Annotated in this window: 18 protein-coding genes and 1 pseudogene; 11 read left to right on the forward strand and 8 right to left on the reverse strand. The window is 62.3% G+C overall.

Annotation, left to right across the window (positions count from 1 at the left end; genetic code table 11):
- The first annotated feature begins 109 nt into the window (after nucleotides 1–109).
- From LIX93_RS13090 to LIX93_RS13100, 3 genes are all read left to right on the forward strand, one after another.
- A complete protein-coding gene (locus LIX93_RS13090) occupies nucleotides 110–358 on the forward strand; it encodes a hypothetical protein (protein ID WP_226504482.1) in 249 nt (82 codons plus the stop codon).
- 184 nt (nucleotides 359–542) lie between these two features.
- Complete coding sequence (locus LIX93_RS13095; RefSeq protein ID WP_226504483.1) at nucleotides 543–1,775, forward strand: N-acetylmuramoyl-L-alanine amidase; 1,233 nt, start codon at nucleotides 543–545, stop codon at nucleotides 1,773–1,775.
- Between the two features lie 243 nt (nucleotides 1,776–2,018).
- Nucleotides 2,019–3,110, forward strand: a complete 1,092-nt coding sequence (locus LIX93_RS13100) for an enoyl-CoA hydratase/isomerase family protein (protein WP_226504484.1) — start codon at nucleotides 2,019–2,021, stop codon at nucleotides 3,108–3,110.
- Nucleotides 3,111–3,198: 88 nt separating this feature from the next.
- Here the strand turns inward: LIX93_RS13100 and LIX93_RS13105 are convergent, their stop codons facing one another.
- The 5 genes from LIX93_RS13105 to tam form a co-directional block, all read right to left on the reverse strand.
- On the reverse strand, nucleotides 3,199–3,840 hold the full coding sequence (locus LIX93_RS13105) for a 3-oxoacid CoA-transferase subunit B (RefSeq protein WP_226504485.1): 642 nt from the start codon (nucleotides 3,838–3,840) through the stop codon (nucleotides 3,199–3,201).
- An 8-nt stretch (nucleotides 3,841–3,848) separates the two neighbouring features.
- Complete coding sequence (locus tag LIX93_RS13110; RefSeq protein ID WP_226504486.1) at nucleotides 3,849–4,544, reverse strand: 3-oxoacid CoA-transferase subunit A; 696 nt, start codon at nucleotides 4,542–4,544, stop codon at nucleotides 3,849–3,851.
- Nucleotides 4,545–4,819: 275 nt separating this feature from the next.
- Entirely contained in the window at nucleotides 4,820–5,770 is a 951-nt protein-coding gene (locus LIX93_RS13115) for a FecR domain-containing protein (protein WP_226504487.1), read from the reverse strand.
- Nucleotides 5,767–6,264, reverse strand: coding sequence for a sigma-70 family RNA polymerase sigma factor (locus LIX93_RS13120; protein WP_226504488.1), 498 nt, complete (start codon nucleotides 6,262–6,264; stop codon nucleotides 5,767–5,769). Before LIX93_RS13120 ends, LIX93_RS13115 begins: the two co-directional genes overlap by 4 nt.
- Nucleotides 6,265–6,469: 205 nt before the next feature.
- Nucleotides 6,470–7,234, reverse strand: coding sequence for a trans-aconitate 2-methyltransferase (gene tam, locus LIX93_RS13125; RefSeq protein WP_226504489.1), 765 nt, complete (start codon nucleotides 7,232–7,234; stop codon nucleotides 6,470–6,472).
- Nucleotides 7,235–7,513: 279 nt separating this feature from the next.
- Here tam and LIX93_RS13130 point away from each other — a divergent pair, with 279 nt between their 5' ends.
- From LIX93_RS13130 to LIX93_RS13155, 6 genes are read left to right on the forward strand one after another with little or no spacing between them, the layout of a single operon-like run.
- Nucleotides 7,514–8,365 carry an STAS domain-containing protein gene (locus LIX93_RS13130; protein ID WP_226504490.1) on the forward strand — a complete coding sequence of 284 codons (852 nt, stop codon included), beginning with the start codon at nucleotides 7,514–7,516 and terminating at the stop codon, nucleotides 8,363–8,365.
- A gap of 4 nt (nucleotides 8,366–8,369) precedes the next feature.
- Complete coding sequence (locus LIX93_RS13135) at nucleotides 8,370–8,732, forward strand: STAS domain-containing protein (protein WP_226504491.1); 363 nt, start codon at nucleotides 8,370–8,372, stop codon at nucleotides 8,730–8,732.
- On the forward strand, nucleotides 8,729–9,133 hold the full coding sequence (locus LIX93_RS13140) for an anti-sigma regulatory factor (RefSeq protein WP_226504492.1): 405 nt from the start codon (nucleotides 8,729–8,731) through the stop codon (nucleotides 9,131–9,133). The genes LIX93_RS13135 and LIX93_RS13140 overlap by 4 nt, the downstream gene beginning before the upstream one ends.
- Nucleotides 9,124–10,134 carry an ATP-binding protein gene (locus tag LIX93_RS13145; protein ID WP_226504493.1) on the forward strand — a complete coding sequence of 337 codons (1,011 nt, stop codon included), beginning with the start codon at nucleotides 9,124–9,126 and terminating at the stop codon, nucleotides 10,132–10,134. The genes LIX93_RS13140 and LIX93_RS13145 overlap by 10 nt, the downstream gene beginning before the upstream one ends.
- Nucleotides 10,127–11,002 (forward strand): ATP-binding protein, encoded by an 876-nt coding sequence (locus LIX93_RS13150; RefSeq protein ID WP_226504494.1) that lies wholly within the window; start codon nucleotides 10,127–10,129, stop codon nucleotides 11,000–11,002. Before LIX93_RS13145 ends, LIX93_RS13150 begins: the two co-directional genes overlap by 8 nt.
- The gene (locus tag LIX93_RS13155) at nucleotides 10,992–12,932 is read left to right on the forward strand and encodes a response regulator (RefSeq protein WP_226504495.1); all 1,941 of its coding nucleotides are present in this window, start codon (nucleotides 10,992–10,994) and stop codon (nucleotides 12,930–12,932) included. The genes LIX93_RS13150 and LIX93_RS13155 overlap by 11 nt, the downstream gene beginning before the upstream one ends.
- A gap of 120 nt (nucleotides 12,933–13,052) precedes the next feature.
- Here LIX93_RS13155 and LIX93_RS13160 read toward each other — a convergent pair whose 3' ends face one another.
- From LIX93_RS13160 to LIX93_RS13170, 3 genes are all read right to left on the reverse strand, one after another.
- On the reverse strand, nucleotides 13,053–14,486 hold the full coding sequence (locus tag LIX93_RS13160) for an MFS transporter (RefSeq protein ID WP_226504496.1): 1,434 nt from the start codon (nucleotides 14,484–14,486) through the stop codon (nucleotides 13,053–13,055).
- A 25-nt stretch (nucleotides 14,487–14,511) separates the two neighbouring features.
- The gene (locus LIX93_RS13165; protein ID WP_226504497.1) at nucleotides 14,512–15,315 is read right to left on the reverse strand and encodes an N-acetylmuramoyl-L-alanine amidase-like domain-containing protein; all 804 of its coding nucleotides are present in this window, start codon (nucleotides 15,313–15,315) and stop codon (nucleotides 14,512–14,514) included.
- 214 nt (nucleotides 15,316–15,529) lie between these two features.
- Complete coding sequence (locus LIX93_RS13170; RefSeq protein WP_226504498.1) at nucleotides 15,530–16,417, reverse strand: RHS repeat-associated core domain-containing protein; 888 nt, start codon at nucleotides 16,415–16,417, stop codon at nucleotides 15,530–15,532.
- Between the two features lie 340 nt (nucleotides 16,418–16,757).
- On the opposite strand from LIX93_RS13170, the pseudogene LIX93_RS13180 reads away from it, so the two are divergent.
- A pseudogene (locus tag LIX93_RS13180) lies at nucleotides 16,758–17,093 on the forward strand (queuosine precursor transporter); the annotation flags it as partial.
- 264 nt (nucleotides 17,094–17,357) lie between these two features.
- Nucleotides 17,358–17,606, forward strand: a complete 249-nt coding sequence (locus LIX93_RS13185) for a hypothetical protein (RefSeq protein ID WP_226504499.1) — start codon at nucleotides 17,358–17,360, stop codon at nucleotides 17,604–17,606.
- The last annotated feature ends 83 nt before the right edge of the window (nucleotides 17,607–17,689 follow it).

The raw sequence follows: 17,689 nt of genomic DNA on the forward strand, positions 1-17,689 counted from the left end.
CGCGCCGCCAGCCAGTCACAGCTGTCATGCAACCTGCAGTCGCCGCTGCTTGATGGCACACGGCGCTGGCAGGCATTGCATGTATTCAATCACTGCATCAGAGGTAGACATGACCATTGATAAAGAGCTTGAGAAAGAAGTGCTCACTCGACTCCTGCACGCTCATCCACAAGGCCTGGGCAAGGAGATCCTCGACAATTATCGCGGCGAGACGGCGGTGTTCGAAACCCTCGACGCCCTGCAGAACCGCGGTCTGATCCAGCACGGGCATGTCAGCGCTAAGGAAAGCGGCGCGCCAACGGTCAACTATCCCATCAAGCTCTCGGCGGCGGGGGTCAATGCCGCGCAGACGATGTAGTCAAGGGTGCCCGGCCCCTGCGCCGGGCACCATAGCGCCCCCTCGCTACCTGAAGTTTTCGCCCTCAGCCGCGCAACAAACCGCCTTTAACCCCGCAACATGAAATTTCTCTCAGCTTTGTCTCTTAACTCTTTGTTACCGCTAATATTCAAAGCTCGAAATAATGCTTATGGAAGGTTTCTCCATGCACCGGCGCCGATTGCTGACTTTCCTGCTTGCGGGTGTCACCCTGCCCGCTCCTTTTCTTGCCCAGGCCGCGCAAACCGTGTTGGCGGCCCGCGGCTGGCGACACGACGGCAAGATGCGCCTGGTGCTGGACCTCAGCGGCGACGTGCGCTATCAAACTTTCGACCTGGATGCCCCGCCGCGGATGATCATCGATCTGCATGGCACCCGCCTGGCCAAGGCGCTCAACGATGCCTCGCTGGTCGGTGCGCCCCTCAAGGCCATCCGCAGCAGCGACCGCGGTAACGGCGATACGCGGCTGGTGCTGGAGTTCGTCGAGCCGGTGGACAGCAGCAGCTTTGTGCTGCCGCCTTCCGGCGAAGCGGGCCACCGCCTGGTGCTGGACTTCAAGCCCAAGTCCGCGCCGGCTACCGTCGCGGCCGTGACCGAGCCGGCCGCCCCAGCCGTGGTCGCGCAGACCACGCAGCCCGAGATCAACCGCCGGCCCGGCCAGCGGGACATCATCGTGGTGGTCGACGCCGGCCATGGCGGCAAGGACCCCGGCGCGCTAGGGGCCAACGGCGAGCAGGAAAAACACGTAGCGCTGTCGATCGCGCAGATGCTGGCCGCGCGCATCAACCGTCAGAAAGGCTACAAGGCCCGCCTGGTGCGCAACGACGATATCTTCATCCCGCTGCGCAAGCGCGTCGACGTGGCCCGCAAATACAACGCCGACATGTTCGTGTCGGTGCATGCCGACGCCGCGCCACGCCGCACCGCCTCGGGTGCTTCGGTGTTCGCGTTGTCGGAACACGGCGCTACCTCGACCATGGCGCGCTGGATGGCCGACCAGGAGAACAGCGCCGATCTGATCGGCAGCAAACAGCTGCTCAATCTCAAGGACAAGGACCCGATGGTCGCCAACGTGATCCTCGACATGTCGCTCAACTCCACCATCAGCGCCAGCCTCGACCTGGGCGGCATCGTGCTCGACAGCGTCGGCAAGGTCGCCGGGGTGCATGGCGAGCGCGTCGAGCAGGCAGGCTTTGCGGTGCTCAAATCGCCGGACATCCCTTCGATTCTGGTAGAGACCGGCTTTATCTCCAATGCCCGCGACTGCCAACGGCTGATGGACATGCGCCACCGGCAGAGCGTCGCCACGGCGATCTTCGACGGCGTGAGCGGCTACTTCGGGCGCAATCCGCCGGCCGGTACCTACCTGGCCGAGGCCAAGGGCAATAGTCTGGCCTGAGGTTCGACGATAGCCGCACCGGCCTCTTCGCCGCCGAACAGATCGAGCCGCGAGGAGGTGCTCGAACATACCGTATTTCTTCGAACCAACGCCGCGCCCCTCATGTCTACCGATTTATACCGGCCGAGCACACGGTATAAACGCTTTGGCGCGCTGCACGTTTACCGATTGATAGGGGCAAAAATACCCTGTTAGCATCGATAGCCACCGCGCAGCCATCCAATAACGAACAGGGAGTCAGTCATGACGGCACCGGTTTCATCGCTTCTGGGTAATGCCCCCAGCCTGCTGGACGCGCAAGTGACCAGTGAGGTGCGCAATCATATCGGCTATCTGACGCTCAATCGGCCGCAGGGGCTCAACACCCTGACGTTGGCGATGGTGCGCAGTCTGCAGGGCATTCTCGACGCATGGGCCCTCGATAGTCATATTCAGGCGGTGGTGCTCCGGGGCTCAGGCGACAAGGCGTTCTGCGCTGGCGGCGACATCCGTGCGCTGTACGACAGCCACCTGCAGGGCGACACCCAGCACGTGAGTTTTTTCCAGGAAGAATACGCCCTCGACCTGACCCTGCATCACTATCGCAAACCGGTGCTGTGCGTGATGCATGGCTACACCTTGGGGGGTGGCATGGGCCTGGCCCAAGGGTGCGATCTGCGCATCGTCACCGACAGCAGTCGGCTGGGCATGCCAGAGGTCGCCATAGGCTACTTCCCGGATGTGGGCGCCAGTTATTTCCTGCCGCGTATCTGCGGCGAGCTGGGCATCTATCTGGGCGTCACCGGCGTGCAGATCGAAGCTGCGGACGCCTTGTACTGCGGGCTGGCCGACTGGTACTTGCCGCAGCATCAACTGGAAATGCTGGAGGACCGACTGGACCGCATCAGTTGGTCCGACATGCCGCTCAAGGACCTGCAGAACGTGCTGAGCAAGCTCGGCGTGCAAACTCTGCCCGATGCGCCACTGGATCGTCTGCGGCCCGCCATCGACCACTTCTTTTCGCAGCCGAATGTCGGCAGCATGATCGAGCAGCTGCATCAAGTGACGGTTGCCAATAGCCACAAATGGGCCGATGGCATCGCCTCGCTGATGGAAACTCGCTCCCCTTTGGCGATGGCGGTGACCCTGGAGATGCTGCGCCGCGGGCGCGGGCTGTCGATCGAGGGCTGCTTCGATATGGAGCAGCACCTGGGCCAGCAGTGGTTTGACCACGGCGACCTGGTCGAAGGGATTCGCGCGCTGCTGGTGGACAAGGACAAGCTGCCGAGGTGGCGTCATCGGGGGATGGCGGAGCTGAAGGCGGATCAGGTGCAGCGTTTTTTTGCGGGGTTGTGACCGCCGCGCAACACCGCAGCGACCGCTTCGTGGACCGAGCCCAGTCCCATAGGGAGTAATGCGGGCCCACGCAGCGGCGTTTTTGCGGTTACTTGATCAACGGCACGCCACTGAGTTCTTGTAGCGCTTCAAAGCTGATATCCGCGACGATCTCGCGCACCTTCAGGCCATCCGAGGTCACGTCCAGAATCGCCAGATCGGTATAGATACGACTCACGCAGCTGATTCCGGTCAGGGGATAGGTACACTCGGGCACCAGCTTGCTTTCGCCGGTCTTGGTCAGGTGGTCCATCATCACGAACACCTGGCGCGCGCCGGTGGCCAGGTCCATCGCCCCGCCCACTGCCGGGATCGAGCCTTCGGCACCGGTGTGCCAGTTGGCCAGATCACCTTTGACCGACACCTGAAAAGCGCCCAGCACGGCGATGTCGATATGGCCGCCGCGCATCATCGAGAACGAGTCGGCGTGGTGGAAAAACGCACCTCCGGTCAGCAGCGTCACGTGCTGTTTGCCGGCGTTGATCAGGTCGTCGTCCTCTTGCCCTTCGGCCGGGCTGGGGCCCATGCCCAGCACGCCGTTTTCACTGTGCAGGAACACTTCCTTGTCGCCCAGGTAGTTGGCCACCAGCGTCGGTACACCGATACCGAGGTTGACGTAGGCGCCTTCAAGGATGTCTTCGGCCACTCGCTGGGCCATTTCGTTACGCGAGAGTTTCTTGGTGACAGTCATGGCAGGCCTCAGACAGCGTTGGCGGACGAAGAAGTGGGGTAGCTCTGCACCGCTACCACACGCTGGACAAAGATGCCCGGAGTGATGATGTGCTCCGGATCCAGCTCACCCAGTTCGACGATTTCGTTGACCTGGGCGATCGCGGTCTTCGCCGCCATGGCCATGATCGGGCCGAAATTGCGTGCTGCCTTGCGGTACACCAGGTTGCCCCAACGGTCGCCCTTGTAGGCCTTGATCAGCGCCACATCGGCGTGCAACGGCATTTCCAGCACATAGTTGCGACCATCGATCACGCGGGTCTCCTTGCCTTCAGCCAGCAGGGTGCCGAAGCCGGTGGGCGAAAAGAACGCACCAATGCCCGAACCGGCGGCGCGGATGCGCTCGGCCAGGTTGCCCTGCGGCACGACTTCGAGTTCTACCTTGCCGGCACGGTACAGTTCGTCGAAGACATAGGAGTCGGATTGGCGCGGGAACGAGCAGATGACCTTGCGTACGCTGCCGGCCTTGAGCAGCGCGGCCAGCCCCAGGTCGCCGTTGCCGGCATTGTTGCTGATGATGGTCAAGTCGCGCGCGCCGCTGGCGATGACGCCATCGACCAGCTCCGAAGGCATCCCGGCGGTGCCGAAGCCACCCACCATGATGACCGAACCGTCGGCGATCCCTTCCACCGCGGCAGCGACGGACTCAAAGGTTTTATTGATCAAAGCGAGCTCCTGGTTTTCCTGGAGTATGAATGGATCGAGGCGCAGGCCATGAACAAGACTCGGCCACGTCTTCAGCTCTTGTTATCAGCGTAGCCGAGCGGGTGTCGGCAGCGACGGCAGGCGGCCGGGTGGGCGCGCTTGTCGTCTTGCCCCATAGCGTGCCGCAAGTTGAGGCCGGAGGAAAATATCTACGGCGAAATCGGTGCGATTATCGGACCGCCGTTCGCTGACCGGCGGGTAGTCAAGCGAGCGCGCAGTGCAGGTGCTAACCGCTATCAGCTCATCGGTTTGCGCATCTGCACCGTGACCCAATAGCGGGTGCGCGATTGCACCTCGATAGGCAGGCTGGCGCTGAGCAGACGCAGGATGCGATCGGTATCGTCCAGCCGGAAGATGCCGGTGACCCGCAGCGCCGCGACAGGCGGTGACCAGCGTAGTACGCCGGGACGATAGCGGTTCAGTTCCTCAAGGAAATCCCCGAGTGGCTGGTCCATGGCTGTCAGCACGCCGTCGCGCCAGCCCAGTTGCAGGCCATCGAAGGCGCTCAGCGGGCCGACGCCCTGAGGCAGCAGGCGCACTTGCTCACCGGCCTGGAGCAGCATCGATGCGCCGTGCAAGGGCATTAATTGCGCGCTGCCGCGCACCACCGCGACCTCGCAGCCGTGCGCCAGCTGGCGCACGCAGATATCACCCTGACCGACCCGCACCTGACCGGCCGAGGTGAGCACGGTGTTGGTCTGCGGGCCCGGGACGCTGAGCGCTACTTCGCCTTCAAGGAGGCGGATCGAGCGCGCCGCGAGGTCGAGATCGACCGCCGTGGCAGTGTTGAGCTGCAGGCTGGCGCCATCGAGCAAGGCAATGGAGCGCCGCTCGCCGGTGGCGGTGCGCACATCGGCAGTCCAGCTGTCCCACGGCATCTGCCGCGCTACCAGCCAGGCGCTGGGCACCACAGCGGCCACCGCCAAAGTGCGCTTGAGCAGTTGGCGGCGGTCGAGCGCCGGCCGATCGAGGCTGGCCAACGCCAGGGCCGGCGGCAATCCGGCGAAGCGCTCGCGCAATTGCTGGGCTTTTTGCCAGGCGTGTTCGTGGCGGGTGTCGCTGTCACGCCAATGCTGCAACCGCGCGTGATCGCCCGCATTGGCCCCACCCGATTCCAGCAATGCCAGCCACTGCGCTGCGGCGCGGGCCACCTGGCGTGCCTCGGTGCTGGGCGCGAGGCTACTCACAGCTCGGCCATCAGGCAGTGCTCATAGGCCTGCGCCATGTAGCGTTTGATGGTGCGCTCACTGACTCGCAGTCGCGCGGCGATGTCGCGGTAACTGAGGCCCTCGAGCTGCGCCAGCAGAAACGCCCGGCGGACGGCGCCAGGCAGACCGTCGAGCAAGGCATCCAGGGCTTGCAGCGCTTCGAGCAGGAGCCAGCGCTGCTCCGGCGACGGCGCACAGGTCTCAGGCAGCAAGGCCAAGGCATCCAGATAGGCCCGCTCGAGGCTGCGCCGTTGGTAGAAGTTGATCAGCAGACGTTTGCCCAGCGTCAGCAGATAGGCGCGTGGCTCGCGCAGTTCGTGGAGCGGCTGGTCGCTGGCGTGCAGGCGCAGGAACGTATCGTGGCTGAGGTCGGCGGCATCCCAGCGGTTGTCGAGCCGGCGCCGCAGCCAGCCTTCGAGCCAGCTGTGGTGGTCGCGGTACAAAATAGCGAGGGCGGCAGCTGAGTGGCTCATGGAGGGGACGCGCACCAATCGAATATGAATGAGAAACATTCTAATTAATGATACGTCCACAGGCTATAGCGATCTTCGCCAGTTGCGTAGTCGCCTTATTGCGGCGCGCATGACCGACGAAAACAGCCATTAACCTGCGCATCCCCGTTCAAGTGCACCGGCGCGATGCGTTCGGAGCACTACTGCGACCCCTCGCGCGCTGCACTTAACGCGTCGCCACGATAAACAACCGCGGGAACGGCAACAGTACCGTACCGTCCGGCAGCGCTGGATACGCGGCTTGGATCTGCGTCAGGTAGGCCTCGAGAAAAGCTACCTGCTCGCCCTCCTCCAGCCTTTGCAGATAAGGGCGCAACGCCGATCCCGTGAACCAATCCACCACGGCCTGATGGCCGCCGGCCAAGGGGTGCAGGTAGGTCGTGCGCCAGACGTCGACGCTGCTGCAATGGCTGGCCAGCAGTTGGTAGTAATAGCTGGGCGCATGGCGATCGGGGTGTTTGACGCTGCCGATCTTGCTAGCCCATGGCCCTTCGGCGGCCACTTGCCGCGCCAGGCGATGGGAGGGTTCTTCGAGGTTGTCCGGAGTCTGCACCGCGAGAGTGCCGCCTGGCGCCAACTGCTCCACCAGCCGAGGATAAAGCGTGGCGTGGTCGGGTAGCCATTGCAGCGAGGCGTTGGCGAGAATCACATCGACTGGCTCGTGCGCCGTCCAATCGGCAATGTCCGCCAGCTCGAACGTCAGCGCCGGCAAGCGCTTGCGCGCATCGCCGAGCATGTCGGCGGAGCTGTCCAGGCCACTGACCTGCGCGCCGGGGAAACGCTGGGCCAGCACCTCGGTCGAATTGCCGGGGCCGCAGCCCAGGTCTACCGCCTGGCGCACGTGCTGGGTGGCAATGGCTGCGACCAGATCGCGGACCGGGCGCGTGCGTTGCTGTTCGAACATCGTATATTGCTTGGCAGACCAGCTCATGGGGTGTCCTTTTTATAGCGCCCCGGTGGGGCGGGTTCACGCATGCAGCGCAACAGAGTTGTAGCCGCGCCAGGTATCTGCTGGCGAGATTAGCATGCCTGCAGCGATGGATTTTATCGGCTGCCAACGGAACGATTTCTAGGCGCTATCCTCAATTGCCCAATAAGTGATCAGGCACCGTTTGGCAAATTGAAAAGTGCAAATCGACGGCACCGTCAATTTGCTTGATACTCCGCACCACGTTGCCCACCTCTATTCAGAAAGCCCAGGAGCTCACCCATGGCTGCGCTGCACGCCCGTACAGTCGACACTTTCAAGAAACAGCAACCAGCGATTGCCAGCGTCTGGCTGACCGGTCTAGAAGCCGGTGGTGCGCTGCGCAACGTCAAGGAAGAAGAGGTCAAGCAGCAGACCCGGGATTTCCTCCACGCCCTGGTCAGCGGCCTGGAGCATGGTGAGTCTCTGAACGTAGCCAGCAGCAACTGGGACGAGGCCCGTTCGTTCCTCGAGAAGCTTTCCAATAGCCGTGCACTGCTGGGCCATGATTCCCACCAGACCGCCAACTTCATCTTCGCGCTCAAGGGCCCGCTGTTCGAAGCGCTGCAACGTGAATACGAAGCCGACCCTGCGTCCCTGGCCAGCCAACTGCTGCAAGTTTCCGATCTGCTGGACGCGCTGGGCCTGCACACTATCCGCACCTTCCAGAAATCCCGCGAAGCGGTAATCAAGCGTCAGCAGGAAGAACTGCTCGAGCTCTCCACCCCGGTGGTCAAGCTCTGGGACGGCGTGTTGGCGCTGCCGATGATCGGCACGCTCGACTCGCAGCGTACCCAAGTGGTGATGGAATCCCTGCTGCAGCGCATCGTCGATACCGGCTCGGAAATCGCCATCATCGACATCACTGGCGTGCCGACCGTCGACACCCTAGTGGCCCAGCACCTGCTCAAGACCGTCACCGCCATTCGCCTGATGGGCGCCGACTGCATCATCAGCGGCGTGCGCCCTCAGATCGCCCAGACCATCGTGCACCTGGGCCTCGACCTGCAAGGCGTCGTCACCAAGGCCAACCTCGCTGACGCCCTGGCGCTTGCCCTGCGCCGCCTGGGCGTGACCGTCAGCAAGGCGGTCTGAGCCCATGGACCGCATCCCGATTCTACAAATGGGGGCTTACCTGCTGGTGACCATCCAGGTCGACATGCATGACCAGCTGGCGCTGACACTGCAGGACGATCTGTCCGAGCGCATCAGCAAGACCTCGGCCCGTGGTGTGCTGATCGATATCTCGGCGCTGGACATGGTCGACTCGTTCATTGGCCGCATGATCGGCACCATCTCTGGCTTGTCACGGATCATGGACGCCGAGACCGTGCTGGTGGGCATGCAGCCGGCGGTGGCCATCACGCTGGTGGAGCTGGGCATGACGCTGCCCGGCGTGAGCACGGCGCTCAACGTCGAGCGCGGCATGCGCTTGCTGCAAGAACGCGTGGCGCAATCATGAATGTACGCAGCAGCGGCACCCAGCCCGTGCGCATCGAGCAGGACGTGGTGCTGGCCCGCCAGAGCGCGCGCAAGCTGGCAACGGAATGCGGCATGCGCTTGATCGACCTGACCAAGCTGGTGACAGCGGTCAGTGAGCTGGCCCGGAACACCGTGGTCTACGGCGGCGGTGGCGACATGGACTGGCAGATCCTCGAGGACGGCCCGCGCGTCGGCCTGCGCCTGACGTTTCGCGACGAAGGCCCTGGCATCCCCGACATCAAGCTGGCGCTGACCGATGGCTGGACCTCCGGCGGTGGTCTGGGCCTGGGCCTGACCGGTGCGCGCCGGCTGGTCGAAGACTTCGAGCTGGACACCGCTCCCGGCAAAGGTACCCGTGTGACGATCGCCCGATGGACTTGACCCTTTACAGCGCGCTGACCCAGGTCGTGGCCCTGGAAGATGAGACCCAGGTCGGCGAAGCCCGCCGTACCGCGCAAAAGCTCGCCGAGCTCGCCGGCTTCGACACCCATGATTGTGGGCGTGTGGCGCTGGTCGCCACGGAGCTGGCCAGCAATACCCTCAAACACGCGGGCCACGGCCACCTTCACCTGCGCGCGCTGCCTGCGCTGGCAGGGATCGAGCTGATCGCCGTGGATCGCGGCCCGGGTTTCGACCTGCATGACTGCCTGCCCGACGGTGTTTCCACCCGCGGCACCCAAGGCATCGGCCTGGGGGCGCTGCTACGCCAATCCGAGGTGTTCGACGTTTATGCCGATGCCCGTGGCTCGGTGGTGCTGGTGCGTCTGTTCGCCAAGCGCGAACGCGGCAGCGACTGGCCGGTAGGCATCAGTCAACATTCGCTGCACGACGATCCGGCCTGCGGTGACGCCTGGCAGATCTGCCGCCACGGTTCGCTGCTCAGCGCGCTGGTGGTCGATGGCTTGGGCCACGGCCCGGAAGCCGAGTTGGCCGCGCAGGCCGGTTGCAAGGCCTTCACGCGCGCCCCTCACGGCAACCCGGCGCTGCTGTTCGACGACATGCACCAGGCCATGAACGGCACCCGCGGTGGCGCTGTGGCGGTGGCCCAGTTCGATGCGCATGACGGCAAGCTGCGCTTCACCGGCATCGGCAATATCGGCGCCTGCCTGGTCTCGCCTGACAAGAGCCGCGGCATGGCATCGCATCCGGGCATCGTTGGCGCGCAGTTTCGGCGTGCGCAAACTTTCGACTTTCCGCACGCGGCGGGCCAACTGCTGATCCTGTTCAGCGACGGTCTGCAATCGCGCTGGAATCTGTTGGACTATCCCGGCCTGGTGCACCGTCACCCGGCCGTCATCGCCACCGTCCTGCACCGCGACTTCTGTCGGGGACGCGACGACGTGACGGTCTTGGTTATCGCGCTGGAGGCACCCGATGTCTGACACTCCCGAACTCGATCCAGTCGCCAGTGCCGCCCTCATCAAGCGCTTGCAGGCAGAGGCCGAGGCCCTTCGCGCCGAGCTCGACGAAACCAACCAGGGCGTGCTGGCGCTGTATGCCGAGCTCGACAACCAGGCCGAAGAACTGCGCCAGGCGTCGGACCTCAAGAGCCGCTTTCTGTCGTACATGAGCCACGAGTTTCGTACCCCACTGGGGTCGATCCTCAGCATCACCAGCCTGCTCGCCGATGAGCTGGACGGCCCGCTGGGCCCCGAGCAGCACAAGCAGGTAGGCTTTATCAGCACCTCGGCGCGCGAGCTCAGCGACATGGTCGACGACCTGCTCGATCTGGCCAAGATCGAGGCCGGGCGCATCTCCATTTCGCCGGCCTGGTTCGACATGCTCGACCTGTTCGCCGCCCTGCGCGGGATGTTCCGGCCTATCGTCGATGCCGGCGCGGTGGACCTGATCTTCGAAGAGCCCGTGGGCCTGCCACGGCTCTACACCGACGACAAGAAGGTGGCGCAGATCCTGCGCAATTTCATTTCCAACTCGCTGAAGTTCACCCAGGCCGGCGAGGTGCGCGTGTCGGCGCGCCTGGAGAACGACCGGGAGATCCGCTTCGCGGTCAGCGACACCGGTATCGGCATCCCCGGTGAATTGCACAACACCCTCTTCGAGGATTTCTCCCAGATCGATTCGCCGCTGCAAAAGCGCCTGCGCGGCACCGGCCTGGGGCTGTCGCTGTGCAAGCGCTTCGCGATGTTGCTGGGCGGCCGCGTGGGCGTCGAAAGCACCCCTGGCGTGGGGTCGGTGTTCTATGTAGTGATTCCCTTGGCGCTTGCTCTGGAGCCTGACCATGATGCGTGACACCCGTGTCCTCATCGTCGACGATAACGCGGCCACCCGTTATGCCCTGCGCCGCCGTCTCGAACGCCATGGCATCCAGATCCTCGAAGCCGGCACCGGGCTCGATGGCCTGCAGCTGATCGCCGTCGAGGCGCTCGATGCGCTGATCCTCGACGTCAACCTGCCGGACATGAGCGGTTTCGATATCGTGCGCCAGTTGCGTGCGGCACCGGCCACTGCGCTGCTGCCGATCATTCACGTGTCGGCGGCATCGATCCAGAGCGGCGACATCATCACCGGCCTTGAGGCGGGCGCCGATGCCTATCTGATCCACCCGGTCGATCCGGATGTGCTGATGGCCACGCTCAAGACCCTGTTGCGGGTGCGCGATACCGAGTCGGCACTGCGCGACAGCGAGGCACGCTTTCGCGAGATTTTCGTCAACATCGCGGCGCCCATCGCCGTCATCGATGAAGACTTGCAGGTGATCGAATGCAACTACGCCTTCAGCCAGCTGTTTCAGGATGACCTCAAGTCCATTCGCCTGCGCGAGCGCTTTGCGGCCCATCAGGACGCGGTGATCGACGACCTGTGCCTGCGCCTGCAAAGCAACGAACGCTGGCGTGGCAACCTGGCTGTGCAGGTCGATGGTCAGATGCGCGAAACCGAATGGCAGGTATCGCCCTATCGCACGCCTGGGCACAGCCTGGTGTTTATCGAAGACGTCACCGAGCATCGGCAACGCGAACGCCAGCAGCGCAAGCAACTGGCCACGGCCAACACCCTGCTGGCCGTGGAAGTGGCCGAGCGCGTGCGCACTGAAGCGCAGTTGTTGCAGGTGCAAAAGATGGACGCTCTGGGCAAGCTCACCGGCGGCATCGCTCATGACTTCAACAACCTGCTGACCGGCATCATCACCGGCCTTGAACTGATCAAGAAGCGCGTCGAAGCCTCCCGGACCGATTCGGTGCTGCGCTACGCCGACGCCGCCTTGAGTTCCGCCACCAGCGCTGCCGCCCTCACCCATCGCATGCTCGCCTTCGCCCGCCAGCAGCCGCTGGACACCCGGCCGATCGATATCAACGAGCACGTGCACTCGCTCGAAGACCTGCTGCAGCGGACCATCGGTGAGCGCATCATCTTGACCCTGGACCTCACCGGTATCGCCGCCATCGCCATGATCGATCCTATCCAGTTCGAGAGCGCGGTCCTCAACCTGGTGATCAACGCCCGTGACGCGCTGCCCGACGGCGGCACCATCAAGCTGTCGACCTATGCCGCTCATTCCCGGGGCGACAGTCGCCTGGCCGATGGCGACTATGTGGTGCTGTCGGTACGCGACGATGGCGTGGGTATCGACCACACCGTGATCGACAAGGTCTTCGATCCGTTCTTCACCACCAAACCAGTGGGCAAAGGCACCGGGCTGGGGCTGTCGACCATCTACGGCTTTGCGCGGCAGTCGGGCGGTGATGTGCATATTCGCAGCCTGCTCGGCCATGGCACTGAGGTGACGCTGTTTCTCCCGGCCGGTCAGGCGGTCGAAGCCCCGGTAGCGGAGCTGATCGAGCAGCCGCACCGTGGCGCCGGCGAACACGTACTGGTGGTCGAGGACATGGCCTCGGTCCGCATGTTCGTGCATGACGTGCTGGTGGATGCGGGGTATCGCTGCACCCTGACGGAAGACGCCGATCAGGCGTTGACGCTGCTGGCGGCGGATGGCTCGGTGGATATCGTGCTGACCGACGTTGGCCTGCCGCAGATGAATGGCCGCGAACTGGCCGACAGCGTGCGCCAGCGACATCCACAGCTGCCGATCCTGTTCATGACCGGCTATGCAGAGAATGCGCTGGATTTGCAGACGTTTCTTGAAGAGCGGATGGACATGGTGATCAAGCCGTTTCGGATTGCTGACTTGCTGGGGCGGTTGCGGACATTGTTAGCGCCTTGATCAGGCATTGATACATCCAGCAAGCCTTGCTCCCACTGCATTGGCAGCGCCTGAGTCGTACTCCTGTGGGAGCAAGGCTTGCCCGCGAAGAGGCCCTCAAGAACACCGCCTATCCCTGCGTCACCGCTCCAGCACATGCTCCCCCGCCTTGCGTTCCAGCGCATAGATATCAATCAACGCCAGCAACCCAATCACCGCCACCCCCACGAAGGCTACGCGAAAATCGCTAGTCAACGCATGGTCGCTGTGGCCTTGCACGGCCATCGACAAGCGCAGGAGCAAGGCCCCAACCGCCACGCCCATGCCCATCGCCAGTTGGAAAAACATGCTGAACATCGTCGACGCCGCGCTCATGCCGCTCTTGGGCACATCCGCGAATCCGACCGAGTTGTAGCAGGTGAACTGCAACGAACGCGACAGCCCGCCCACAAACAACACCAGCGCGATGACCGGCCATGGCGTATCGGCACTCAGCAACGCACAAGCGAGGATCGACAGCACGCCGATCACGCCATTGACCAGCAGCACCGTGCGAAAGCCCCAGCGGCGCATGGTCGCGGTGGTGAACGGCTTCATCAGCAAGTTACCGGCGAACACCGCCAGCACCAGCACCCCGGCCGTTACCGGAGGCAAACCGAAGCCGACCTGAAACATCAACGGCAACAAGAACGGCAAGGCGCTGATGGCGATGCGGAACAACGAGCCACCATAGATACTGGAGCGAAAGGTCGCGAACTTCAGGGCGTCCAGGGCCAGCAACGGCGCCGGATGCCGACGGCAATGGCGAATTGCGACCCACGCCAGCACTACCCCGACGACCAGCATCAGCACCGCCACGGTGAGCCGCTGCGATTGCGCTTCGCCGAGCCACTCCAGGCCCAGCATGATGGTCGCGCAGGCGCCCGCGAGCCACAGGAAACCCAGGCTGTCGAACGGTCGCACATGGTCGTCACGCCCGGCCGGCACCAGCACCAACGCGCCGGCGATCGCGATGATGCCCAGCGGAATATTGACGAAAAAAATCCACGGCCAGGTCGCATAGGTCACCATCAAGCCGCCCAACGGCGGCCCCAGGATCGGCGCCACCAAGCCAGGCCAGGTGATCAGCGCGATCATCTTCACCAGGTCCTTTTTCTCGGTGGTGCGCAGTACCGACAAACGCCCCACCGGCACCATCAAGGCGCCACCGATCCCCTGCAATACGCGAGCGACTACAAAGGTGTCGAGCTCGGTGCACAGCCCGCACAGCAACGAAGCCAAGGTAAACACGGCAATGGCAATGGCGAAGATACGCCGCGCACCGAAGCGATCGGCCATCCAGCCCGAGAGCGGGATGAAGATCGCCACGGCAATGATATAGGCGGTGATGCCGATGTTCAGATCCACCGCGCCTACACCGAAGGTCTCGGCCATTTTCGGCAAGGCCGTGGTGATCACCGTGGCATCGAGGTTCTCCATGAAAAACGTCACCGCCACCAACAGCGCGACATTGCGGGCTCGGGTGGTGGTGGCCTGATCAGGGCTGGCGGCGATGGCCGGACTCGGGTTAGACATGGGCAATCATCCTTGGTTGAAACGCTCAGATTTTTCCGGTGTCCGGCATCGGCCGCAGCACGACGATGCCCGGAACACTCTTTACGTAGGCCAGAAACGGCGAATCCACCACCTTCATGTTGGCCACACGGTAGGACGCATTGCGCAGCATCGGCCCCTGCTCGGTAGCGATGTAGATGCCCGCGTGGGTCACATCCAGCCCCTGCTCGGGGGTATAGATGCCGATGTAGTCGCCCGTGCGCAGGCGCGCAAGCAACGCCTGATCGACATAACGGCTGGGGATGTAGTTGACCTGGCGGCGAGTGACGCCCAGTTGCGCGAGGAACGGACTGCCGTCGGCCTTGCGATTGAGGTCCTTGGTGACGCTCAAGCTGTGCTCGCTCAGTTCGCGAGTGACGTCGTAGGCATTGACCGGCTGCGTCGCCGCCCAGTCGGTAAAGAAGTGCCGACGATGGAAGTAGCTGACCTGATTGTCGCTGTAGCGGGTGCGCACCAGGTTCTGCACGAAACCGGCATAGCTTGACGACTTGCGCAGCGCCTCGACGTAATCCAGGTAGGTGAAGCAATCCACGCTACGCAGGTCGACCACCAGTTTTTCCGCAGTCATGGGCGAGCCGATCAACGTCTGAGCCTGGTAAGGCGTACCGAGGAACTGCGCCGACACTGCAGCGATGCGCGCGCCGGCATCGTCGTTGGCGTCGCTGCGCGGCAGGTGCAAGGCACTGTCGATACGCTGCGCTGTGACCGGGTCGATCATCACCAGCGCCGCACTGGCCTGGCCGATCGCGCTGGCACACAGCAGTGCCAGCATCCACTTGAAGATCTTCAACGCCCCCCCTTTTTCGGTAATTGGCTGGGTATAGATTGCCGCGCTGCGTATCGTACATGGGGTGGGTGGGGGTTGAGTGTGAAAATTTGCCGCGAATCGGGCGGATGCAAACATCAATGCGAAATCCCACCGCGCAGCGAGTCCTTCAGGCTAATCAGCAATGGAACGTCTAATGGGCGAAACTGCGCAATCTTCTACAGCACTACACCAGGGGTCACGTATGCGTGAACCAATCACTGCGTATACGGGCATTGATTTCAGCTCTCGTTAAAGTGTGTGTCGAATAGGCTGGCGGGAGACCTCTTATGCTCTGATGTCCGAAAGGGGCTTCAACCTGATAGGCAGGCGGAAGCTGACGAGTACCGTTTAGTAGCGCCGAAGTTTCATAATCCGGAATCAGGTGATTAAGGCCTGCGACGTTAAACGGCTCCGGTGGAACCGTCCCACGAGGCTGCATATAGCGGAACGGATTAAGATTTTCAGCGCCTGGACCTGGAGGAAGGTAAACGTCTGCGACACCGGCAACCATCTTGAGCATTCGAGCAGCAGTAGTACGGCGCTCGGCCACGAGCGGTAAGGTATGCGCCACAGTGGTCGCACCCATGATACGCGCTGTCAACTCGTCATGGTAACTGGCCAGACCAATTAACCTTTCCATACCAGGAGCACTTATCAATGGCGGCGGTGAGCCAGAAGCAAATGGATATCCAGGTGGGAGCGCAGGCAGCGGTCGATATGAAACTGGGGGCCGGGCGAAGGTTTTTTTAAGCCATTCCCATATTCTTCCTGAGGGATCAGAGCGATTGATCGGATCCCCCGCACAGTATACATACGCATTCAATCCTCCAGCGCTGAACGGACTCAATTCATCGGGTGCGCTGAATCGCCGCAACACCGGATTGAAAGCCCTGTAGCCATGACCCAATAAATAGTGGCCTGTCACTTGCTCACGTTTTTGCCCGCAGAAACTGCCAGAGGGCAAAAGCGAAAAGCCGAACGGGCAGTAGCGGATCCTGATGTGGGACACCTTTCCCACCCAATGCGTCACTGACCTGCCCTGCACCACGCCGGCCAAGATATTTGTTGATCCGTAGATGTGCACCACTGGGTCTCTCGAACTTTGGTTATCGGATCGACTATCCGCGTCGATCAACCAAGTGTCTACTCACAGATCTGCTAGGTCGGTGATGTGCGCTGCGGCATTGGTGATCCTTCTAGAGCTCCTATAGGCGTAGCGCGCGGACCTTGGATCAGCCATCCGATCCTATGGACTGAGCGACGTCGTCCATGATCGCTTTGGCCATTTCGCCGAGGTACAGGGCTGACAGAGCCAGGTGCTTGGTCGGATCACTGTTGCCCAGAGCTGATTCGAAGATGAGCTTGTTGGCGCAGTCTTGCAGGATGGAGGCGTGTTCCAGCGCATCGGTGGCCGGGATGTGGGGGTTATCCAGCAGGTGTCATCTGTTTTAATCGCATCTGCAGTCTCCTTCCTGGTGTCGGAATACGTCAACGCCTATCTGCTCTGCAAGATCAAGGAACTGACCAACTCCAGATTTCTTTTCCTGCGGGTATTCCTGAGCACGCTGTTCGCAGTCATCCTCGACAGCTTTCCATTCTGCTTTATCGCGTTCTACGGAACATTGGATAATGCCGACATCTTGAAGATGGTCTACGTTCAAATCGCCATCAAAGTGATCTTGGCATTTATTAATATCCTCCCCGCTTACGGGGCCAGGGCATTATTCCGACGCTACATCCCGGCAAATCATCCGACCTGAAGCACAGTGGCGAGGTGCTTGAAATATTTTGTCACTTTTTCAAGCGCCACCGCCCAATCTGCATTGTGTTTTACCAAACATCTGCACCGATGGATAAATCATCAGTAACACCTAATTAAACCAATAGCGTAAGTTTCTGCCTTCGATCGATTCATTACAGGGAAACGCTTCCCTTTTGCCATCGACAAGAAAATCAACTTAGGCGTACCCCGGCAAACTTTGTCGGGAGTTCCGGCGCTACCAATACATCATGCGGCTAGCGTCATGACCGAGGACAAGACCATGAATCATGAAAATAAACGAAATGCCATTGCCTATGTACGCGCGGACATCGACATGCTGTGCGAGCAAACGGAAGACAGCGAACGACGGGCCTTTCACAACCGTGCCCATGGTGGCCTGTTTGCCATTCGGGCCGGGGGCTTGATCACCGATGCAGAACTTCATGTGATTGCGCAGGAACTTGACGCGGCGAATACCAAAGCGTGCGGCCAGGTACGTGCTCGCCGGTGATGGGCGTAGTCGCCCAGGCGCACTCCCCAGGCCCGGCATGAAACCGGGTCAGCTTGGCAACAGGGGGACGATACCCGCCCCCA

It is taken from the genome of Pseudomonas sp. MWU16-30317, assembly GCF_020515695.1.
GTDB lineage: Bacteria > Pseudomonadota > Gammaproteobacteria > Pseudomonadales > Pseudomonadaceae > Aquipseudomonas.

Excerpts from the sequence above, each read along its gene's own strand:
- LIX93_RS13155 (WP_226504495.1), top strand. The coding sequence starts at position 10,992 with ATGATGCGTGACACCCGTGTCCTCATCGTCGACGATAACGCGGCCACC.
- LIX93_RS13090 (WP_226504482.1), top strand. The coding sequence starts at position 110 with ATGACCATTGATAAAGAGCTTGAGAAAGAAGTGCTCACTCGACTCCTG.
- LIX93_RS13100 (WP_226504484.1), top strand. The coding sequence starts at position 2,019 with ATGACGGCACCGGTTTCATCGCTTCTGGGTAATGCCCCCAGCCTGCTG.
- LIX93_RS13120 (WP_226504488.1), bottom strand. The coding sequence starts at position 6,264 with ATGAGCCACTCAGCTGCCGCCCTCGCTATTTTGTACCGCGACCACCAC.
- LIX93_RS13105 (WP_226504485.1), bottom strand. The coding sequence starts at position 3,840 with ATGACTGTCACCAAGAAACTCTCGCGTAACGAAATGGCCCAGCGAGTG.
- LIX93_RS13130 (WP_226504490.1), top strand. The coding sequence starts at position 7,514 with ATGGCTGCGCTGCACGCCCGTACAGTCGACACTTTCAAGAAACAGCAA.
- tam (WP_226504489.1), bottom strand. The coding sequence starts at position 7,234 with ATGAGCTGGTCTGCCAAGCAATATACGATGTTCGAACAGCAACGCACG.
- LIX93_RS13095 (WP_226504483.1), top strand. The coding sequence starts at position 543 with ATGCACCGGCGCCGATTGCTGACTTTCCTGCTTGCGGGTGTCACCCTG.
- LIX93_RS13185 (WP_226504499.1), top strand. The coding sequence starts at position 17,358 with ATGACCGAGGACAAGACCATGAATCATGAAAATAAACGAAATGCCATT.
- LIX93_RS13145 (WP_226504493.1), top strand. The coding sequence starts at position 9,124 with ATGGACTTGACCCTTTACAGCGCGCTGACCCAGGTCGTGGCCCTGGAA.
- LIX93_RS13160 (WP_226504496.1), bottom strand. The coding sequence starts at position 14,486 with ATGTCTAACCCGAGTCCGGCCATCGCCGCCAGCCCTGATCAGGCCACC.
- LIX93_RS13135 (WP_226504491.1), top strand. The coding sequence starts at position 8,370 with ATGGACCGCATCCCGATTCTACAAATGGGGGCTTACCTGCTGGTGACC.
- LIX93_RS13140 (WP_226504492.1), top strand. The coding sequence starts at position 8,729 with ATGAATGTACGCAGCAGCGGCACCCAGCCCGTGCGCATCGAGCAGGAC.
- LIX93_RS13150 (WP_226504494.1), top strand. The coding sequence starts at position 10,127 with ATGTCTGACACTCCCGAACTCGATCCAGTCGCCAGTGCCGCCCTCATC.